The 20120-nt window shown below is 64.7% G+C and carries 19 protein-coding genes; 8 read left to right on the top strand and 11 right to left on the bottom strand.

The genetic code is table 11. From position 1 onward, the window contains the following. Both KBY85_RS12705 and KBY85_RS12700 read right to left on the bottom strand, forming a co-directional pair. Positions 1–674: RNA methyltransferase (locus KBY85_RS12705; protein WP_254961851.1), on the bottom strand; the 674-nt coding region annotated here is incomplete at its 3' end. Next, a complete protein-coding gene (locus KBY85_RS12700; protein WP_396094758.1) occupies positions 671–1057 on the bottom strand; it encodes a c-type cytochrome in 387 nt (128 codons plus the stop codon). The genes KBY85_RS12700 and KBY85_RS12705, both read right to left, overlap by 4 nt. Before the next feature lie 75 nt (positions 1058–1132). Here KBY85_RS12700 and petG point away from each other — a divergent pair, with 75 nt between their 5' ends. Beyond that, the gene (gene petG, locus KBY85_RS12695) at positions 1133–1243 is read left to right on the top strand and encodes a cytochrome b6-f complex subunit V (protein WP_094559756.1); all 111 of its coding nucleotides are present in this window, start codon (positions 1133–1135) and stop codon (positions 1241–1243) included. Positions 1244–1270: 27 nt separating this feature from the next. On the opposite strand, the gene rsmD is transcribed toward petG, so the two are convergent. The 7 genes from rsmD to KBY85_RS12660 all read right to left on the bottom strand — a co-directional run bounded on the left by rsmD (position 1271) and on the right by KBY85_RS12660 (position 7010). Continuing rightward, positions 1271–1837, bottom strand: a complete 567-nt coding sequence (gene rsmD / locus KBY85_RS12690; protein ID WP_254961850.1) for a 16S rRNA (guanine(966)-N(2))-methyltransferase RsmD — start codon at positions 1835–1837, stop codon at positions 1271–1273. Further along, the gene (hisH, locus tag KBY85_RS12685; protein WP_254961849.1) at positions 1834–2457 is read right to left on the bottom strand and encodes an imidazole glycerol phosphate synthase subunit HisH; all 624 of its coding nucleotides are present in this window, start codon (positions 2455–2457) and stop codon (positions 1834–1836) included. Before hisH ends, rsmD begins: the two co-directional genes overlap by 4 nt. Further along, a complete protein-coding gene (locus KBY85_RS12680) occupies positions 2454–3488 on the bottom strand; it encodes an LOG family protein (protein ID WP_254961848.1) in 1035 nt (344 codons plus the stop codon). Before KBY85_RS12680 ends, hisH begins: the two co-directional genes overlap by 4 nt. 53 nt (positions 3489–3541) lie before the next feature. Continuing rightward, positions 3542–3865 carry a thioredoxin gene (trxA, locus tag KBY85_RS12675; protein WP_106501486.1) on the bottom strand — a complete coding sequence of 108 codons (324 nt, stop codon included), beginning with the start codon at positions 3863–3865 and terminating at the stop codon, positions 3542–3544. A 211-nt stretch (positions 3866–4076) separates the two neighbouring features. Next, positions 4077–5240, bottom strand: coding sequence for a GuaB3 family IMP dehydrogenase-related protein (locus tag KBY85_RS12670; RefSeq protein WP_106501487.1), 1164 nt, complete (start codon positions 5238–5240; stop codon positions 4077–4079). A gap of 65 nt (positions 5241–5305) precedes the next feature. After that, positions 5306–5782, bottom strand: a complete 477-nt coding sequence (locus KBY85_RS12665) for a CAAD domain-containing protein (protein WP_254961847.1) — start codon at positions 5780–5782, stop codon at positions 5306–5308. 67 nt (positions 5783–5849) lie between these two features. Then, on the bottom strand, positions 5850–7010 hold the full coding sequence (locus tag KBY85_RS12660; protein WP_254961846.1) for a homocysteine biosynthesis protein: 1161 nt from the start codon (positions 7008–7010) through the stop codon (positions 5850–5852). 47 nt (positions 7011–7057) lie between these two features. Between KBY85_RS12660 and gyrA the strand changes: the two genes are divergently transcribed. The 4 genes from gyrA to KBY85_RS12640 all read left to right on the top strand — a co-directional run bounded on the left by gyrA (position 7058) and on the right by KBY85_RS12640 (position 13699). After that, the gene (gyrA, locus tag KBY85_RS12655) at positions 7058–9754 is read left to right on the top strand and encodes a DNA gyrase subunit A (RefSeq protein WP_254961845.1); all 2697 of its coding nucleotides are present in this window, start codon (positions 7058–7060) and stop codon (positions 9752–9754) included. A gap of 2 nt (positions 9755–9756) precedes the next feature. Next, positions 9757–9942, top strand: coding sequence for a DUF1778 domain-containing protein (locus KBY85_RS12650; protein WP_254961844.1), 186 nt, complete (start codon positions 9757–9759; stop codon positions 9940–9942). Between the two features lie 305 nt (positions 9943–10247). Then, the gene (gene crtL / locus KBY85_RS12645) at positions 10248–11561 is read left to right on the top strand and encodes a lycopene beta cyclase (protein ID WP_254961843.1); all 1314 of its coding nucleotides are present in this window, start codon (positions 10248–10250) and stop codon (positions 11559–11561) included. Beyond that, entirely contained in the window at positions 11561–13699 is a 2139-nt protein-coding gene (locus KBY85_RS12640; RefSeq protein ID WP_254961842.1) for a cation:dicarboxylate symporter family transporter, read from the top strand. The genes crtL and KBY85_RS12640 overlap by 1 nt, the downstream gene beginning before the upstream one ends. A gap of 519 nt (positions 13700–14218) precedes the next feature. Here KBY85_RS12640 and KBY85_RS12635 read toward each other — a convergent pair. Beyond that, positions 14219–15787, bottom strand: coding sequence for a glycoside hydrolase family 57 protein (locus KBY85_RS12635; protein ID WP_254961852.1), 1569 nt, complete (start codon positions 15785–15787; stop codon positions 14219–14221). Between the two features lie 86 nt (positions 15788–15873). Between KBY85_RS12635 and KBY85_RS12630 the strand changes: the two genes are divergently transcribed. Both KBY85_RS12630 and KBY85_RS12625 read left to right on the top strand, forming a co-directional pair. Beyond that, the gene (locus KBY85_RS12630; RefSeq protein ID WP_254961841.1) at positions 15874–17517 is read left to right on the top strand and encodes a 2-isopropylmalate synthase; all 1644 of its coding nucleotides are present in this window, start codon (positions 15874–15876) and stop codon (positions 17515–17517) included. Between the two features lie 172 nt (positions 17518–17689). Beyond that, positions 17690–18538, top strand: coding sequence for a carbohydrate ABC transporter permease (locus tag KBY85_RS12625; protein WP_254961840.1), 849 nt, complete (start codon positions 17690–17692; stop codon positions 18536–18538). Between the two features lie 8 nt (positions 18539–18546). Here the strand turns inward: KBY85_RS12625 and KBY85_RS12620 are convergent, their stop codons facing one another. Next, positions 18547–18987 (bottom strand): hypothetical protein, encoded by a 441-nt coding sequence (locus KBY85_RS12620; protein WP_254961839.1) that lies wholly within the window; start codon positions 18985–18987, stop codon positions 18547–18549. A gap of 157 nt (positions 18988–19144) precedes the next feature. Between KBY85_RS12620 and KBY85_RS12615 the strand changes: the two genes are divergently transcribed. Beyond that, the coding region (locus KBY85_RS12615; RefSeq protein WP_254961838.1) for an MFS transporter at positions 19145–20120 on the top strand (976 nt) is incomplete at its 3' end.

Raw genomic sequence — 20120 nt, 5'->3', positions numbered from 1 at the left:
ACCTCTTCAGTGGAGATTTGGGCCCGCTGTAGCAGCCCCCGCAGCTTGGCCATGCGGGCGTGGGCAGTGTGGGGATGGAGGAAGCCCACGTCGAGCAGCAGGGCCTCGGCATCGCCGAGCATCGCTTCGAGGGCCTGGCGTTCGCTTGGCTCCGGCAGGGCGCCAACCTCAGGGCTGCTGCCCAGGCTGCTTTCTAAGCAATGCCAGCTATGCAGCACCAGGGCTGCAGCGTGGGAGAGGTTGAGGGAGGCATAGGCGTCGCCGCTGCCCAGGGTGAGCAGCTGGCCAGCCTGGAGCAGCTCGTCGTTGCTGAGGCCCCGATCCTCCCGGCCGAACACCAGGGCGCAGGGCCCCCTGGCCTGGGCCAGCCAGCGCAGGGCCGGCTCCGGTGCTTGCAGGGGTAGGGGCTCGCCGGAGCGCCGGCCGCTGGTGGCCACCACCCGGCAGCAGTCGGCCAGGGCGGCGCTGAGACTGGGGAACAGGCGGGCCTGCTCCAGCAGCCAGCTGCCGTGTACGGCCATGCGCCGGGCCTCCTCCCCGAGGTGGTCGCAGCGGGGCGCCACCAGGCGCAGCTCAGCTACGTCGAAGTTGGCGCAGAGGCGAGCAACGCTGCCGACGTTGAGCGGCCCGGAGGGTTCCACCAGCACTACGGCCAGCTGGGCGGCGCCGCTCACACAAGACCGTTCAGATAGGCCAGCAGGTCCGCCATGGCCTGGGGTTCCGGTTGGAAGCGGGGCATCGGCGGCGTGCGGCCACTCACCACCTGCTGGATCAGCTGGCGGGAGCTCTTGCGGGCGGCGACCCCGTGGAGATTGGGGCCCACCAGCCCTTGGGCGGCGATGCCGTGGCAGCCGGCGCAATTGAGCCGAAACAGCCGGCCGCCCTTCTCGCTGGAGCCGCTGAGCTCAAGGGTCTGACGGCTGTAGGGATCGGCCTGGGCCGCAGGCAGCACCAGCAACACCGCCACGATGCAGGCCGCGGCCGCCATGCCCACCAGGGCAGCGATCAGGCCGCGGCGCCCTTTTGCGGCATCTGGGTTTAGGGGTTGGCCGGTCACAGTTGGTGCGGGGCGCTCGCGATGGGGGGGATGGGCGTGGAACAATTGTGCCCTGAACGCCTTGTCAGTGCTCCCATGATCGAACCCCTGCTCTGCGGCATCGTGCTCGGTCTAATCCCCGTGACCCTGGCTGGTTTGTTTGTAGCCGCCTGGAACCAGTATCGCCGTGGCACCCTGCTCGACTGAGCTTTTGTCTGAGCTTCAGACGGCGCTTCAGTTGACTTGGTCCAGCAGCAGCAAGCTGGTGCTGCCGTAGCGGCGTTCATCGCGCTTGCTCCACCCGGCTGGAATCGCTGGCAGCTTGGAGCTGGCGCATTCCCAGATCAAGGTGCCGCCTGGATTGAGCCAGCCTCCTGCCAGCACAGCACTGGCTATCTGGGCATAAAGGTCTGCGGCGTAGGGGGGGTCGGCATAGATCAAATCAAAGGCTGCCTGTTGATTTGGCTCCGCCAGCCAACGCCCCACCTCGCGGCAGTGCACCGCCCAGGCGCTTGCTTGGCGGCCGGCGTCACCTAGCCCCTGATGCACCGCTTCGAGATTGGTACGGGTCACGGCGGCGATGCGGCGGTCCTGCTCGATCGCCACAACTCGGCTAGCACCCCGATGCAGGGCTTCGCAGGCCATAGCGCCGCTGCCGCTGCATAGATCCAGCCAGGCGCAGCCGGGCAGCTCGGCTGCCAGCAGGTTCATTACCGCCAGCCGCACCCGGGAGCTGGTGGGGCGGGCGATGCTCCCCGGTGGACTCTGCAGCCGCCGGCCCCCGCTAAGCCGCAGGCTCATAAGGCAGCGAGCCAGGCCAGCCAGCGGCGCAGGATCGCCTCGCCGTGGGGGCCTGATTTTTCCGGGTGAAACTGGCAGGCGCCAATGGCTCCTTGCCAGACAGCGGCGGTGACAGCGGTGTCGGCGAAGCGCACCAGGGCGGTGTTGCAGGCCGGATCACTGGGCTCGGCGGCGTAGGAGTGCACGAAATACACCCAGCTCTCCGGGCTGCCGGCCGGTAGCAGGGGACTGGGGTTTGCTGGCACCAGGGGCTCCCAGCCCATGTGCGGAATCGGGTGGCCTGGCCGGCGGGGCAGGGCCCGCACCCGCCCCTTGAGCAGGCTCAGACCAGTTGCTTCGCCCTCGTCACTGGCCTCAAACAGCAGCTGCAGCCCCAGGCAAATGCCCAGCAGGGGCCGGCCGGCATCGCACCAGGTCGTGATCGCCTCGGCCAGACCACCCTGGCGCAGGCGCTCCATCGCCGGATCAAAGGCTCCCACCCCTGGCAGCACCAGGGCCTTGCAGCCCTCCATTTCGGCGCCGCTTTGAACGGGCTGGACCGTTGCGCCAAGCCGTTCGAAAGCTCGCTGCACAGAGTGCAGATTGCCCATGCCGTAATCGATCAAGCCGAGGCGACTCATGGGGCCGAAGAACTGGGTTGGCGGCGGCCGGGCTCCGTAAGCAGCTGCTCTGGAGGCACCTCCAGCCCGTTGAGTGTGTCGAGCAGCTGGTAGAGCCGGCCGATGCGGCGGCGATTGAAGTGGAAATTCAGGCAGGGGCGCAGCAGGCCGGCATCGTCGACGGTCTCGCTCGCCTGGATAACACCCTCATCCACCAGATCATCGAACTGCAGGTTGAGGGCAGCTAGCTGAACTGGCTGCAGGGCGCAGTTGAGCAGCAGCTCGATGCGGTTGTCGCCCAGCCTGGCGGAGTGAAAAAGGCGATAGAAGCGGCTGATGTGGGCCACTGCCTCCTCGGCACTGTGGGCCTCCCTCAATATGTCGCCGTCTTCGGGGGAGATCAGGCCGCTGGCGGCCAACCCCTGGCTGACATCCCGCTTCCAGCCGCTCCAAAAGGGGTTGCCGGGAGGGGCAAGCAGCACCAGGGGAATCGGTGGGGTGCGGCCGGTTTGGATCAAGGTGAGCGATTCGAATAGCTCGTCGAGGGTGCCGAAGCCGCCTGGCATCACCACCAGGGCATCGCTCTCACGCAAAAAGAAAAGTTTGCGGGTGAAGAAATAGCGGAAGTGGAGCAGCCGGCCATCGCAGCTGCTCACAAAGCGGTTGGCGTGCTGCTCAAACGGCAGGTCCACGTTGAGGCCGATGCTGGCCTCGCAGCCGGCACCGCTGTTGGCGGCCTCCATAATGCCGCCGCCGGCGCCGGTCATTACGTCAAATCCAGCGGCCACCGCATAGCGGGCCAGCTCTTCGGCCAACGCGTAGCTGGGGTCGCTTTGCACCGTGCGAGCTGAACCGAAGACGGTGATCTTGCGGGTGTGGCGGCGGGGGCGAAAGACCTCAAGGGCCTCACTGATGTCGGCCAGCGCGCCACTGATCAGCCGCCATTCATCCCGGCCATGCTCGTGGCGACCCACCTGCAGCAGGGAAACCAGGGAGCGCTCGATCAGATGCCGCTGGGGGTGGTTTTCGAGCTCATGGGCCAGAACCTGCAAAGGGCTCTGGCCGAAATGGGATGGGTCGCTCAGGACTAGATGCTCAACTGCGCTCAGAGGTACTTGGAAATTGTGGACGACAGGGTTGTTTTAGGTACTGCACCAACCACCGTGTCGACCTTTTGGCCCCCCTTGAAGATCATCAGGGTGGGGATGCTGCGGATGCCGTACTGGCTGGCGACGTTTGGATTTTCGTCGGTGTTTAGCTTGAAAACTTTGATCTTGCCTTCGAATTCGGTGGCGATTTCGTCGACGATTGGCGCCACCATGCGGCAAGGGCCGCACCAGGGGGCCCAGAAGTCGATCAGCACGGGCAAATCACTTTTGAGCACGTCTTGCTCAAAGGAGGCATCAGTGACAGCAGCGGCGCTGGACATCCTTGCAGGATCAGGGTTTGGCGAATCTAGCAAGGTTGTTTAAGGCCTACCCACGACCGTTGCAGGTCGTGATCCGGTGAGCCTGGGCAGGGAGAAGACAAAAGGCCCGGACGCGCCGGGCTGGAGGGTGTGAGGAGTGTGAGAGCCGAAGCTCGCACCTGCTGAGGCTAACGCTGCAATCTGTCCCGCCTGCAGCAACAACCGCCCTTGCTTATTTGCCCATGCCTAGCTGCTGGGCTTTTTGGTAGACCTTGCCTTCAGTGAGCAGGGATGGGGCGACCACCACCTCCACTTTCTGCATGTCTTTGATGGTGCGGGCGCCGAGGGTGCCCATTGAGGTGCGAATGCAGCCCAGCAGGTTCTGGGTGCCGTCATCGAGACCGGCCGGACCCCGCAAAATTTTTTCCAGGCTGCCGGTGGTGCCAACTTTGATGCGGGTGCCGCGGGGCAGCACCGGGCTAGGGGTTGCCATGCCCCAGTGGAAGCCCCGGCCGGGGGCCTCGCTGGCGCGGGCAATGGGGGAACCGATCATCACGGCGTCGGCGCCGCAGGCCAGGCACTTGCAGATGTCACCGCCGTTGACGATGCCGCCATCGGCCACGATCGGTACGTAGCGGCCGCTCTCGGTGAAATATTCGTCGCGGGCGGCGGCACAGTCGGAAACTGAGGTGGCTTGGGGAATGCCTATACCCAGCACACCGCGGCTGGTGCAGGCAGCACCGGGGCCGATGCCCACCATCACGCCGGCGGCGCCGGCCCGCATCAACTTCAGTGCCACCTCATAGGTGACGCAATTGCCAATGATCACGGGCACCCCGAAGGTGCGGCAAAGGTGCTCAAGATCCAGGCTCTCCTGGCCCTCAGGGCCGATGTGCTCGGTGCTGACCACCGTTGCCTGCACGAAGAAAAGGTCGGCGCCGGCTTCGGCGATGGCCTTGCCGAATCGCAGGGCGGCCACTGGAGTGGCGCTCACCGCCGCGATGCCGCCCTGCTGCTTGATCTCGGCAATCCGCTGACGGATCAGGTCTTCCCGCACCGGCTGGCTGTAGAGCTCCTGCATCAGGGGCACGAAGTCCTCCTTGCCCACCGCGGCGATGCGGTCGAGGATGGGATTGGGGTCGTCGTAGCGGCACTGGACGCCCTCCAGGTTCAAAACGCCTAGGGCTCCCTGTTTGCTCAGTTCCACCGCCATGGCCACATCGACCACCCCGTCCATGGCACTGGCGATGATCGGAATCTCGCGGCTGATGCCGCCGAGGCTCCAACTGCTGTCCGTGATAGCTGGATCAACCGTGCGGCCACCCGGCACCAGGGCGATCTCGTCGATGCCGTAGGCACGACGCACAGTGCGGAAGCGACCGAGCTGAATGTCCACCTGGAGTTAACTAATTCGGGACAAGCTATCAACCAGCCGCCCGCAGGCCGCGGGGCAAGGTGGGATCAGGCCTTGCCGCGGAAGGCTTTCCAGCTTTGGCTCAGACCGCCCAGCAGCCGTTCGCGCTCGCTGCTGCGCAGCAGTTTGGGAATGCCGTAGCGCACCGCCCACACCACCCCAGCTAGCTCGAGCAGGCCGGGCACCAGGGGCAGGCTGTCGAGGGCACCCAGCACGGCGCTGTAGACCCGCACCACCAGCAGCAGGCCCACCAGGCCAGCCAGGATGGTGACCGGTTTGCGGGCCTGGGCCCACAGGTTGTTGAGCTCGTTTTGATCGAGCCACTGGCGCAGCTTGCCCAGCAGCACCTCCCACTCACCACCTTCGCCGCTTTGGGGCCCGGCTTCGTCACTGAACGAGTTGGAGCCGGCGCTGGGACTGGCTTCAATTACCAGGGTGGCGGCAATGCTGGGTTCGGGGGGCGCCGCCTCTGGAGCGGGCTGTTGAACAGCCCCGTCGGGGTTGGTGGTGGTGTCGTCGGCCATGGCGGGCGGCGCGGCGGGGATAGGAATGTGGCGGGAGCTTAGGTGCGGTTGGCTAAGCCTCCAAGCCCTAAGCCTCAATCGGCAGCAGGCTGGGGCGGCTGCTCAGCGGCACCACCGGCAGGCGCAGGGGGAAGCTTCCGTCGATCAGGGCTGCTATCAAGGCCTCACAGGCGGCGGCGGCCAGTCGCGGGCTGTGGGAGGGCGCACAGGCCACTGAGCGGCCTCCCACCTGGATCGTGCCGCTGAGCAGTTCGGCGTAGCTCACCGAGCCCAGGCTGGGTTTGATGCGCCGCGGCACCGACAGGTCGAGCACGGGCGCCTCGAGCTCCTGGGGGCCAGCGGCGGCCTGGCGCGCTACCTCGGCATTGATCAGGGGCACAGGCGCCGCAATCGCAATCAGTAGGGCGCTGCCATGGCCCTCAAAAAAACAAGGGCGCACCCACTCGGGTCGCAGGCCGTGTAAGTCCACGCTCACGGCGGCGGCCGCGCCGGGGGTGCGGGCGTGGCCGCTGGCCTGGCGCCGGCAACCGGGCTGGTGGCCGCTGCCAGCCCCTATCACCCAGCCGATGGCGCCGCCTACCAGCACCGGTGAGCCAGGCCCCAGCAGCGACAAACCCGGCATGGTGAGGCCGATGCTGCCGGCGCCGCCGCAGGAATAAAGGGCGTTGGCGGCTGGACCCAGCAGGGTGCCGTAGGGGCTGGGGCAGGGCCCTTCCGCCTGGCTGAGGGCGACTACGCCGTTTTCACTGATGGCCCGCTGCAGCAGCAGCCGGCCAGCGCCGATCTGCTCCAGCCCCAGCTCCGTGTGCAGCTCCCGGCGGGGGTGCAGGGCGGTGGCCTCGCCGCTGGCGTTGAAGGGCAGGGCCCGGCCCTGCAGCAGGGCGCCGAGCAGCTGGGCGCCGCCCATCGCATCGCCTAGGCCACCGCCGATCGGCAGCACCAGCTCGCCGCTGCCGCAGCCCGCCAACCCCGCCACTCCGGCCAGCTGGCCGTCGCGCAGGCGGATCGGTGGATCCGTGGGGCCGAGGCTTAGGAGCAGGCTGGCCTGGTCGCTGAAGCCCGCATCGGCTGCCACCACCACATCAGTGCTGGCGTAGGCCTCGGCCAGCCCGGCTTGCAGCACCAGGCTGCGAAAATCAGCGGCGGCGCGCACCTGCAGCTGGCCCCGTTGCTGCTTGAGCCTTAGCTCCGCCTCCTGGCGTGGCGGGAATGGATCGGATTTGGGCATTCCCCCTGGGCTTTAGATAAACTGACCATTGGTAAAGACGGTCATCCATGGCGGACCCCAGCGAACCCGGTGCTGATATTCCGGGGGAGTCCGGTGGCAACGGTGATTCGAGGATCATCCTGACCGATCTGCGCAACGAGATGTCGCGCTCCTATTTGGAGTATGCGATGAGCGTGATCGTGGGTCGGGCCCTGCCCGATGCCCGCGATGGCCTTAAGCCGGTGCACCGGCGCATCCTTTACGCCATGTATGAGCTGGGTCTCACCAGCGACCGGCCCTATAGGAAGTGCGCCCGTGTGGTGGGTGAGGTGCTTGGTAAGTACCACCCCCACGGCGATACGGCCGTCTACGACGCCCTGGTGCGGATGGCCCAGGACTTCAACATGCGCATGCCCCTAGTCAATGGGCATGGCAACTTTGGCTCGGTGGACGGCGACCCCCCGGCCGCCATGCGTTACACCGAATCACGGCTGCAGGCGCTGACCACCGACAGCCTGCTCGACGATATCGAAGCCGAAACGGTCGATTTCGCCGACAACTTTGATGGCTCCCAGCAGGAGCCCACCGTGATGCCGGCGCGGATTCCGCAGCTGCTGCTCAACGGCTCTACCGGCATCGCCGTGGGCATGGCGACCAACATCCCACCCCACAACCTCACTGAGCTGATCGACGGCACGCTGGCGCTGATCGCCAACCCCGACATCGACGATCTGCAGTTGATGGCGATCATCCCGGGGCCGGATTTCCCCACGGGAGGTCAGATCTTGGGTCGCCGCGGTATCCGTGACACCTACACCACCGGCCGCGGTTCAGTGACGATGCGGGGCGTCGCCTCGATTGAAACGCTGGAGGTGAAGGGCCGCCCCGATCGCGATGCGGTGATCATCACCGAATTGCCCTTCCAAACCAACAAGGCCTCGCTGATTGAGCGGATCGCCGAACTGGTTAACGACAAGAAGCTGGAGGGGATCTCTGATATCCGCGATGAATCCGACCGCGATGGCATGCGGATCGTGATCGAATTGCGCCGTGATGCCTACCCCCAGGTGGTGCTGAACAACCTGTTCAAACTCACGCCGCTGCAAAACAACTTCAGCGCCTACATGCTGGCGTTGGTGAGGTCGGAGCCGGTGCTGCTCACCCTGCGCAAGATGCTGCAGGTGTTTCTCGACTTCCGCATCGAGACGATCGAGCGCCGCACCCGCTACTTCCTGCGCAAAGCCGAGGAGCGCGACCACATCTTGCTGGGCCTGCTGCTGGCCCTAGACCAACTCGATCCGATCATTGCCCTGATCCGGGCTGCTTCCGATGCGGCCACGGCCCGCGTGCAGCTGCAGGAGCGCCACGGCCTCAGTGAGATCCAGGCCGACGCCATTCTGCAGATGCAGCTGCGGCGACTGACGGCCCTCGAGGCCGACAAGATCCGCCTTGAGCATGAGGATTTAGTCGCCAAGATTGCCGACTACAAAGACATCCTGGCCAATCGCGAGCGCGTACTCACGATCATCACCGAAGAGCTCGGTGCGATCCGCACTCGCTACAACTCGCCCCGCCGCACGGAGATTCTGGATCTCGAGGGCGGCCTCGAGGATATCGACCTGATCGCTAATGAGCGCTCGGTGGTGTTGCTCACCGAGAACGGCTACCTAAAGCGGATGCCGGTGAGCGAATTCGAGGCCACCAGCCGCGGCACCCGCGGCAAGGCCGGCACCAAGACCCAGGGTGAGGAGGCGGTGCGGCTATTCATCAGCTGCAACGACCACGACAACCTGCTGCTGTTCTCCGATCGCGGCGTTGTTTACACCGTGCCGGCCTATCGGGTGCCGATCAGCAGCCGCGCTGCCAAGGGCACGCCGATTGTGCAGATGTTGCCGATTCCCCGCGAGGAGCAGATCACCTCGTTGCTGGCGGTTAGCGAATTCACCGATGACGGTGTGCTGGTGATGCTCACCAGTGGCGGCACGATTAAGCGCACCCGTCTATCGGCCTTTGCCAACATCCGCTCCAATGGCTTGATCGCCATCGATTTGGTGGAGGCGGATGCCCTCACCTGGGTGCGCTTGGCCCTGCCCGGCGACAGCATCCTGATCGGCTCGCGCAACGGCATGACCATTCACTTCCGTCTCAACGACGAGGAGTTGCGGCCCCTGGGCCGCACCGCCCGCGGCGTGCGGGCCATGAACCTGCGCCCCGGCGACCAGCTGGTGAGCATGGATGTGCTGCCCGCCGAGCTGGCCGATCGGGTGGCCAGTTCGGCGGGCGCCGAAGACGATGACAGTGAGGAGGTGGCACCGAGCGAGGGTCCTTGGGTGCTGGTGGCCAGTGCCAGCGGCCTGGGTAAGCGGGTGCCGGTGGATCAGTTCCGCCTGCAGAAGCGCGCCGGCATGGGCCTGCGGGCGATCAAGTTCCGCAATAAGGGTGATGTGCTGGTGGGCCTCAAGGTGCTCGGGGCTGGCGAGGAGCTGCTGCTGGTGAGCGAGAAGGGGGTGATCGTGCGCACCCAGGCCGATGCGGTGCCGCAGCAGTCGCGGGCGGCTACGGGCGTGCGCTTGCAGAAGCTCGATGCCCGCGATCGCCTCAGCGAAGTCGTGCTGGTGCCACCGGCTGCCGAGGAGGAGGAAGTGCCCGTCGACGAGGAGGCGCCCCCTTTGGAGGTGGTCGCCCTGGATGAAGCTGTCGCCCTCACCACCGAAGACGCTGGCGCTTCCCCTGCCGAACTTGAAAGCCCAGCCAGCGAGGGGTGACCATGGCGTCGTTTGTGCGGCTCGCGGCCAAGGCGCGTGCGGCCGAAGCCATCCAGCGCGACCAGCAGAGCACCCTGTCACAACAGGATTTCAAGGCCTTTCATGCCGCCATCGCCCAGCCGTTTGAGCCCAACGCCGCCCTGCAGGATGCGTTGGAGCAGGGCTGCACGCGCGTGAGCCGTGTTTGAGGAGGAGCTGCTCGACCCAACCCGTCACAATCGCAAGGAGTTTTGCTGTGGCGAGCCCGCCCTCGATCGCTTTTTAAAACAGCAGGCGCACCAGAACATGCGCCGTGGTGTTAAACAGGCATTCGTGCTGGTTCCTGCAGAAGCCCCTGGCCGTACAACGTTGCCTCCATGCCAGTGCCTCGGTCGGAGGGTATGCCCTGGTTGTTGATGCCAAGACTCCTGCTGCGGTGGCGTTTTATGCGGACCATGGTTTCCGTCCCTTTAAGGACACCCCACGAAGCCTCTATCTGCCCCTGTGATGCAGCATGAGCTCTCTTTCGACCGGTGTGATGCCCACTGATGTGCTGGTGGTGGGCGCAGGCCCGGCGGCCCTGGCCATCGCCGCTGAGCTGGCGGAGCAGGGGCTGGCGGTGGCAGTGCTGGCGGCGACTGATCCTCGCGAACCCTGGCCCAACACCTACGGGATCTGGGGAGACGAGGTGGATGCGCTAGGCCTGGGCCACCTGCTGGAGCACCGCTGGAGCGACACCTGCAGTTACTTCGGCTCCGGCAGCAGCGACCCTGCCGATCCAGCCAACAGCCCCACGCGCCACGGCCGCGACTACGGCCTGTTCGACAAAACGCGCTTGCAGCAGTTCTGGCTGGAGCGTTGTGAGGCCGCCGGCGTGCAGTGGCTGCGCGGGCAGGCACAGGAGCTGAGCCATGGGAGTGGCCGCAGCCAGGTGCGCTATGCCCCTGCTCGTGCTGCCGATCTAGCGGTGATCGAGGCGCGGCTGGTGGTGGATGCCAGCGGCCACAAGGCGGTGTTTGTGCAGCGGCCTGAGCGGGGGCCGGTGGCGGGCCAAGCTGCCTACGGCGTGGTGGGACGCTTCACGGCGCCGCCGGTGCAGTCGGGGCAATTCGTGCTGATGGATTATCGCGCCGATCACCTCAGCGAAGCGGAGCGGCAGGAGCCCCCCACTTTTCTTTATGCGATGGATCTGGGGCAGGGACGGTTTTTTGTCGAGGAGACCTCCCTGGCCCTGGCTCCGCCGGTGCCCTACGCCACGCTCAAGCAGCGCCTCGAGCGGCGGTTGGCCCATCGCGGTGTGGCGATCGAGCAGGTGGAGCACGAGGAGTTTTGCCTGTTTCCGATGAACCTGCCGCTACCGGATTTGGATCAGCCCGTGCTGGCCTTTGGTGGGGCTGCGGCGATGGTGCATCCAGCCTCCGGCTACATGGTGGGGGCGCTACTGCGCCGGGCGCCGGTGCTGGCGGCGGCGGTGGCGGCGCGGCTGCGGGCTGAACCGGCCGCCGACTCGCTGCAGCTGGCCCAGGCGGGCTGGCAGGCGCTCTGGCCCCCGGAGCTGCGCCGTAAACACGCCCTCTACCAATTTGGGCTGGAGAAATTGATGCGCTTCTCGGAGCCCCAGCTGCGCAGTCACTTCACCAGCTTCTTTTCCCTGCCCAGCGCCCAGTGGTACGGCTTTTTGATCAATACGCTCAACCTGGGCGAGCTGCTGGCGGCGATGCTTGCCCTATTTGCCACGGCACCCTGGAGCGTGCGCTGGGGCCTAATGGGCATGCGGGGCCGGGAGTTGCAGCTGGGCCTGCGCATGCTCTGGCCGTTAGGACTCTGATGGGGCGGCGTCTGCCCAGGCTTTGGCCCCGCTCGATCGGCAATCAATGCCTGCTGATGTTGCCGTTGGGGCTAATGGTCGGCCTGCTCTGGCCTGAGGCCGCGGAGATGCTTAAGCCTGTAGGGCGGGTGTTTCTGCAGGCCTCCCAGATCGTGGTGATGCCCTTTCTGATCTGTGAGCTGGTGGTGGGGTTCGGCTCTTTGCGGCCGGGAATGATTCGCAGCTTTGCCCGCTCGGGGTTGCTGGTGCTGCTCGGGCTTTGGCTGGTGGGGGGCTTGCTGGTGGTGCTGCTGCCCCAATTCCTGCCGCCGTTGGTCACCTCCCAGTTTTTCCACGCTGGCTTGTTTGACCGCCCTGAACCTGTGGACTTGCTGGAGACATATCTGCCAGACAACATTTTCAGCGGCCTCGCGAATGACAACTTCCCCGCAGTGGTGCTGTTCAGTGCAGTTCTGGGCATTTTGCTGCAGGGCGTAGAGCAAAACCAGCGCCTTCTGGCTCCGCTGGAGGTGATGCGCGACTTGTTTGCACGACTCAACAAGCTGACGGCTCGGATGATCCCCTTTGGCATCTTTGCCTTGACAGCCCTCAACGTCTCTCGCCTGGATTGGCCCCAGTTGCTTCGAATCCAGGGCTTCTTTCAGCTTTCTCTAGTGGCCTTCCTAGTGCTGAGCCTGGTCTGCGCTGCGGCAGTACTGCTCCTGACTCCCTTGCCCCCGGCACAGTTGTGGTGGGTTGTGAAAGGCCCCCTGGCCCTCACCGCCAGTAGCGCAAACCTACTGATGGCCCTGCCAATGCTTGTGGATAACCTCCGCCATGCGTTGCCCGCGTCCCTGGATCCCTCTGGCCGGCAGCTCCAGGCTGTCGACGAGATCGCCCCACTGGTTTCGCTTGGCTTTGCCCTACCCACTCTTGGTCAAGTTGCGGCGCTTTGGTTTATTCCCTTCGCCGGCTGGTATGTGGATCAGCCACTCCAGCCCTCTGCCACACTGCGGATGCTTGTCTCCGCAATACCTGCAGCGGTATCGGGTCTGAAGGCGGTGATCCGCCAGGAGCTCCAGGCCCATGGCTTGCCACTCGACTTGCTCCAGCTGGTGTACATCAACGGCGAATGGCTTTATCGCTTTGAGAAGGTGCTGGCGCTGGAGGGTTTGGTGGTCCTGGTCACTCTGGTCTATGCCTCGACTGTTGCCGCTTTGCGTCCGCGCCCCTTGCCCCTAGTGGTAGGTCTTGCTGCCATTGGGCTGCTTCTGGGAGGCCTCGGTGCCGGTGCCCGTATCTATCTAGATCGCTCCCTGGCGGGGACCTACAGCAACGACCGCAAATTGCTGGCTCTGGCTTCAGCCAGCAGCGGTCCACAACCCGCCGTTTTGCGGCACCTCAAGCCTGAATTGGTGGCCCTAGCCGCCATTTTGGATCGAGGTGTGCTTCGGGTTGGGGTGCGTTCCGACGGTCTGCCCTGGGCCTTTCTAAACGGTCGTGGCGAGCTAGTGGGATACGACCTGGATATGGTTAAGGGATTTGCAAGCAGCCTTGGCATTCGGCTGGAGGTGCGTCAGGCGCAGCTTCAGACCCTGGAGCAGTGGCTGGACAAAGAGTTAATTGATGTAGCGGTCGGGGGCATCCAATCCATTCCCCAGCGGGCGGCGCGTCACCAGCTCAGTCGCGGTTACCAAAGCGTGCATCTGGCCCTAGTTGTTCCTGATGCCAAGGTGGCCATGATTCAGAACCTGCGACAGCAGCCCCTTGATAAGCCCCTGCGGCTGGGGGTGAGCGATCCGCAGCTACTCAACCCTGAGTTGCACCAACAGATTCGCCGCGAGCTGGTTGGTGATGGTGGAAAGCTCAGCTTGCAGTTGGTTCCGCTGGCTCAGAAGCAGCAGTTTTTCAACTCCGCTGCTGAGAGTGACCTGGATGGACTGCTCACCACTGCAGAAGGGGGCTCAGCCTGGGCGATACTCCACCCTCGCACCGCCTTGATTGCCCCCTTCGATAATCACCTTGGCAGTGAGCTGGTATGGGCAATTGCCGGCGATGATCCCGCGATGCTGCGCTATGTCGACGCCTGGTTGGCGCGTGAGCAGGCCCGAGGGCGGACCCAGGAGCTCTTCAATCATTGGGTGCTGCTCGGTAGTTGAGGAGTAGATGCTGCTCAGTGGCCGCCGCTGGCGATTGGGTCTATCTAGCCAATCAATTCCAAGTATTTATGCTTCCGCTCAGTCTGGGGCCCAATGCAAGCAATATTTGCTAGAAGAGGGAAGTGATGATTTTACTCTGGAGTATTTCGCCTGGAATGTTTTCGTCTGGTTTAAATTATAAGCCCCAGCGATGCCCTAATTGCTGGCACCATAGACAAATTGTGGTGTTGCTGCCCTCCCGCTCTCATTGCTTGAGCTTGAGTTATGGCCGAGTGGTAATTAATAAGCATGTGTTGAATATTGGCCTACTCTGCGGTAGTTGCACTGAGCCCAGTATGTGCCCGTTCTATTGCGAATGCTGACAGCTACTGGGTGCGCTTGTAATCGGCTTGAAGCTATGAAATGCGATTAAAAGTATGATCTTTTATGAATAAAATAGCGGCAAGGAGGGGTAGCCTGTGGTTAATGGCGGCCATTGTATTGCCGAATGAGGTTTGCTCGCCATGAGATTTACTCGCCTCAAATGGGCGCCGGTAGCCAATCGGCCGCATTGAGCAGGGGGAATAGGCCGTCTTCGATTGCTATCGCTTTGAGCCATTTGGCGGGTAGTTCGGTGCCGTTGTCGATCGCATCCAGCAGGCGCCAGAAGCGATCCAGGTGGCGCTCGATCCTTTCTTTGGCCAGTCCGGTGGTGGTGCCGGCCCGCAGAATGAAGCTCCAATCAGAGCTTTGGGCCAGCAACAGTTCCCGGCCCGCCTGGGTGAGTAGGTCCCGCTGGGCTGGGCTGCCAACGCCGCGCTGCACCCGAGCCACCATGGCCTGGGAGGCTCGCTGCCACTCGGCCACCACCCAGGCGTTGGTCTCGTTGAGCCAGTAGTCGTGGTAGCCCCCCTGGCCCCAGCTGCTGGGGGAGGGGCGGCATACCTGCAGGGGGTCGCTGCCGCCGAGGGCCTCCCGCAGGGTGACCAGGCGCACGCCGGCCCCATCAGCCTGGCGGAATAGGGCCGCCAGAAACTGGGGCCCCTCAAACCACCAGTGGCCAAATAGCTCGGCATCGAAGGGGGCCACCAGCAGGGGCCGGCGCTCCATCGAGCGGGCCAGGCTGCCTAGCTCCTCGGCTCGGCCCTGCAGGTAGGTGGCGGCATGCTCCTCGATTCGCTCGGCCGCAACTGCGGGTTCGTAGGGCTGTTTCTGGTCGAGGGGGCAGCCCTGGGCCGTGACCCGGTGCAGCTTCAGGCCGAGGGGCCGGCGGCTGGCGATGGCATGGCTGGCTAGTTCGCTATCGGGCAGATCCCAGCCCAGGTCGCGGTGGAATTCCCGGTAGGCGCCATCGCCGGGGTAGCCCTCGCGGGCGCTCCACACCGGCAGGGTGGCGCTGCTGTCGCGGCCGAAGAAGGCGGCCCCGGCCGGCGAGCAGATCGGTGCGAATACGCCATAGCGGGGGCGGGGCAGGGCGTGCAGCAGGCCGTGGGCATCGAGCACCGAGTAGCGCAAACCGCAGCCCACCAGCTGCTGATCGAGGCCTTCGTAGTAGGCGCATTCCGGCAGCCAGATGCCCAGGGGCCGCTCACCCAGCAGGCGTTCGTGCTCGCGCACTGCGGTGACCAGCTGGGCCCGCACCGCCTCTGGCACCTGGCGCAGCAGAGGCAGGTAGCCGTGGGTGGCACCGCAGGTGATCAGATCGAGCACCCCCTGTTGCTGCAGCCTGCGGAAGCGTGGGATCAGTTGCCCTTTGGTCTGACGCCACTGGCTCACCACCGCTTCCAGTTGTGCTGCCAGGTGGCTGGCAGCTGGGCCTAGGGCTTGCGGGGCTTGCAGCAGCAGCTCCTGGCGAACGGCGATCCAGGCCAGGAAGCGGCCATTGAGCTGGGGATCGGCCAGCAGGGAAAGAAGGGTGGGCGAGAGGCCGAGGGTGAGCCGGGGGCGCTGGCGCCGGTTAGCGGCGGCGGCCTCCAGCACGGCCAGTAGCGGCAGGTAGCACTCCTGGAGCGCCTGAAAATACCAATCTTCTTCCAGCGAACCGGGTTCGCTGGAGCGCACGTAAGGAAGATGCGCGTGGAGGACTAGGGCCAGATCGCCTGCGGCCATAACCATCCTGCGATCACGTCACTCTAGGCGTAGTGCCCGCATACAATGGGCTATCTCATAGTCATTCCGCCTAGAGGGGCTCCCCTATGGCCCGCGATCCCGGCCGCGTATTGATCTTCGATACCACCTTGCGCGATGGCGAGCAGTCGCCTGGCGCCAGCCTGAACCTCGAGGAGAAGCTGGCGATCGCCCAGCAGCTGGCCCGGCTGGGGGTGGATATCATCGAGGCCGGCTTCCCCTTTGCCAGCCCCGGCGACTTCAACGCCGTGCAGCGCATTGCCGAAACGGTGGGCACCCCCAATGGGCCGGTGATCTGTGGCCTGGCTCGGGCCACCGCCGGCGACATCAAGGCCTGCGCTGAGGCGTTGGCGCCCGCTGCTAAACGGCGCATCCACACGTTTATTGCTACCAGCGACATCCATCTCGAGCACAAGCTGCGCAAGAGCCGCGCTGAGGTGCTGGCGATCACCGCCGAGATGGTCGCCTATGCCCGCTCGCTGGTCGACGATGTGGAATTCTCCTGCGAAGACGCCGGCCGCAGCGATCCGGAGTTCATGCATCAGGTGATCGAGGCGGCGATCATCGCCGGTGCCACCACGATCAACATCCCCGACACCGTGGGCTACGCCACCCCGGCGGAATTCGGTGAGCTGATCGCCGGTATCAATGCCCAGGTGCCCAACATCGACCAGGCGGTGATCTCGGTGCACGGCCACAACGACCTGGGCCTGGCGGTGGCCAACTTCCTCGAGGCGGTGAAAAACGGCGCCCGCCAGCTGGAGTGCACGATCAACGGCATCGGCGAGCGGGCTGGCAATGCCTCGCTCGAGGAGCTGGTGATGGCCCTGCACGTGCGGCGCAGCTACTTCAACCCCTTCCTGGGGCGGCCGGCCGAGAGCACCGAACCGCTCACGGGCGTGCGCACCGAGGAGATCACCAAGACCTCGCGGCTGGTGAGCAATCTCACCGGCATGGCGGTGCAGCCAAATAAGGCGATCGTGGGCGCCAACGCCTTTGCTCACGAGAGTGGCATCCACCAAGACGGCGTGCTCAAAAACCGCCTCACCTACGAAATCATTGATGCCCGCACGGTTGGCTTGGCGGACAACCGCATCTCCCTTGGCAAGCTGAGCGGCCGCAGCGCCTTCCGTGCCCGGCTCGAGGAGCTGGGCTACACGCTCGAGCGTGAGGATCTCGACGATGCCTTCGCCCGTTTCAAGGAGCTGGCGGATCGCAAGCGGGAGATCAGCGACCGCGATCTCGAGGCGATCGTGAGCGAGCAGGTGCAGCAACAGGATGGCGGCAGCTTCACCCTCAAGAGCGTGCAGGTGAGCTGTGGCACTGGCTTGCAGCCCACCGCCACCGTCACCCTGGTGACTGCGGATGGCGCCGAGCTCAGCGAGGCGGCGATCGGCACCGGGCCGGTGGATGCGGTGTGTCAGGCGCTCAATCGGCTGGCCCAGGTGCCCAATGAGCTGGTGGAATTTTCGGTGAAATCGGTGACCGAAGGTATCGATGCCATGGGCGATGTGACGATCCGGCTGCGCCACGAGGGTGTGCTCTATTCGGGCCACTCAGCCGACACTGACATCGTGGTGGCCGCCGCCCAAGCCTTCGTGAACGCCCTCAATAGGCTGGTAGCCGGTGGGCGTCACCAGCCGCTGCACCCCCAGAAGGCGCCGCTGCCCGTAGTGGGCGACTTGCCCCTGGCCGACCGGCCGAGGGTTTAGGCAGGTGGGTTTAGGCAGCTGGGGGTATGGCGTTTCAGTTTGGGATCACGCCCTGGGCTGAGTGTTGTTTTTGTTGATTAGCCAAGCCAAGACTAAGCTAAGCGCCAAAACACTTGCTCCCCGGCCCGGCCCGCCCCCCTGAGTCATCTGCTTCCCTTCAGCTCCCCCCGCCATGAGCCTGCCCCTCTCCGGACCGCGCCGCTCACGGCTCAGTGCCGCCGCCCAGCTGATTTTGCTGTTGCTGGTGGCCCTGGCGATGCTGGTGCCGCTGCTGTGGCTGGTGAGCACCTCGCTCAAGGGTCCGGCGGAGGACATTTTCACCAGCCCGCCAGCCCTCTGGCCCAGTCAGCCCAGCTTTGAGGCCTACAGCCGCCTTTTTACCGACAATCCAATCGGCACTTACCTGCTCAACAGCACGATTGTGAGTGGCCTGGCGGTGCTGGCCAACGTGCTCTTCTGCTCGCTGGCGGCCTATCCCTTGGCCCGCATGAATTTTCGCGGCCGCGGCTTGGTGCTGGCCCTAGTGGTAGCAACGATTTTGATCCCCTTTCAGGTGGTGATGATTCCGCTCTACCTGCTGATGGTGCAGATCGGCCTACGCAACACCCTTTGGGCCCTGATCATTCCCCAGGCGGCCACCGCCTTTGGCATCTTCCTGCTGCGGCAGAGCTTCCTGGGGGTGCCGGTGGAGCTGGAGGAGGCGGCCCGTTGCGATGGCTGCACGCCGGTGGGTGAGTGGTGGAACGTGATGATCCCAGCGGCCCGGGCCGACCTGATCACCCTGGCGATGTTCGTGTTTATCGGTACCTGGAGCGATTTTCTCTGGCCCCTGGTGATCCTCGATGAACCCGAGCTCTACACCCTGCCGCTTGGGCTGCAGCAGCTGGCCAGCAGCTTTTCGCTCGACTGGCGCCTGGTGGCAGCCGGAGCGGTGATTTCGATCCTGCCGGTGCTGGTGGTGTTTATCGGCCTGCAGCGCTACATCCTGCCCAGCGCCGCCGGCGATGCAGTTAAAGGTTGAAAACCTGATCAGTTAGCAGTTGCAGGGGGGCGCACAGGCGGCAGGGCTGGCACTCCCAAAGGCAGCTCATCGGTTTTCGGGTCAGTCGTTTCGCTGGGGCGGGTTGCGCGCCACTTTCTGAGCTCGGCCCGCAGGTTGGCGGTTTCGCGGCTCAGCCCATCTATGCGGGTGCCGTTGCGCTCCACCGCCTGCAGCCGCTCCACCGTGGAGCGCAGCTGCTGTTCCAGGCCAGTGGTGCGATCAAGGGCCCGGCTGTTCTCCAACCCCTGCACCCGCTCCTGCAACTGGCGGATGGTGGCGCTCTGCTGGCGGGATTTACCCACGATCACAAAGAAAAGTACCACCAGCATTGCCGTTACGCCGGCCTGCAGCCAGGGCACCCAGGAGAGGGAAGCGCCGTTGGAGCTGGCTTCGGTGCTGATCGCGGCTTGGTCAGGGGCTGGGGTCATCAAGGGAAGCTGCCGAGGATGCTTCGATCCTGCCGGCAAGCAGGACTTTTGTCAGGGATGTGAACTCCTGTGGGAGGTTGAATGTATTGGAAAAGGAGAGCCGACTGTGCCGGTGGCTGGCCCAAAACTTAGGTCGCTGCCAAGGCCATTTCTGGTCATGTGGGTGGGCCAGCTGCTCTCAAACCTCGGCACTCAGGTGAGTCTTTACGCCTTGGGGCTGTGGCTGTTCCAGCAGCATGGCCAGCTGAGTGCCTTTGCTGCGGTGGCGGTTGTGGTGCAGTTGGCCAAGTTGGCATCCCTTTCGCTATTGGGCCGTCAACTGGATCGTTGGCCGCCGCGACGGGTGATGCTTGCCGCTAACGGCCTCGGCAGCACCTGCACTTTGGGCCTGGCCTTCACCTTGATGATGCGTCCAGCCACCCTGCCACCGGTGTTGCTTTGCATTGGGCTGGCAGCGGCAGCAGAGGCGGCTCTTTTGGTGACCTGGTCCAGCCAACTGGCCAGATTTGTGTCTAGAGAGCAGCTGGGAGCGGCCAGCGGGCTCTTCGCTGGGTCGGATGGAGCTGTGGTGATGGCAGCCCCCCTACTCGGCGCTGTGCTGGCGGCGACGGCCGGGTTGCCGGGTGTACTCGTCACTGACAGCCTTACGTCACTTATTGCTGCGGCCTGCACGCTTCTGGTGGCCTGGCCGCAGTCGTTGTCAGCCCCGCTCACTACGGCTGCTGGTCATGAGGCTTCCCCTCAGGTAGGTGTGCGCTATGCCTTGAGCGAGTTGTGGAGCAATCGGCGCTGGCGCCCCCTGTTGCAGATCAACAGCGTGGTAGTAGGCGTGTTTGCTGCCATTGAGATCGCTTTCCCCGCCTGGGTGGTGGCGGCAAGCGGCTCCCAGCGTCTGATCCTGGCTCTGGCCCTGGCCGGATTGGGCTATGTCGGTGGGCTCTGGCTATGGGCCCGGGTGCCTCGCTGCCATTGGCTGGACTGGCTGCGCATCGTGTTGCTGCTCCAGGCGGTGCTACTTACCGGGGCTGGGCTGGTGTGCTTTCAGCAGTGGCAGGGGGTGTGGTTTTTGGCCGTGGCCCTATTTGCTGCTGCGGTTCCGGTTGCTCTTGGCGCCCTCCAGAGTCTTTGGTTGT

It is taken from the genome of Cyanobium sp. BA5m-10 (genome assembly GCF_024346255.1).
In the GTDB taxonomy this organism is placed as follows: domain Bacteria; phylum Cyanobacteriota; class Cyanobacteriia; order PCC-6307; family Cyanobiaceae; genus Cyanobium_A; species Cyanobium_A usitatum.
This window is presented reverse-complemented; position numbering and strand designations above follow the sequence as displayed.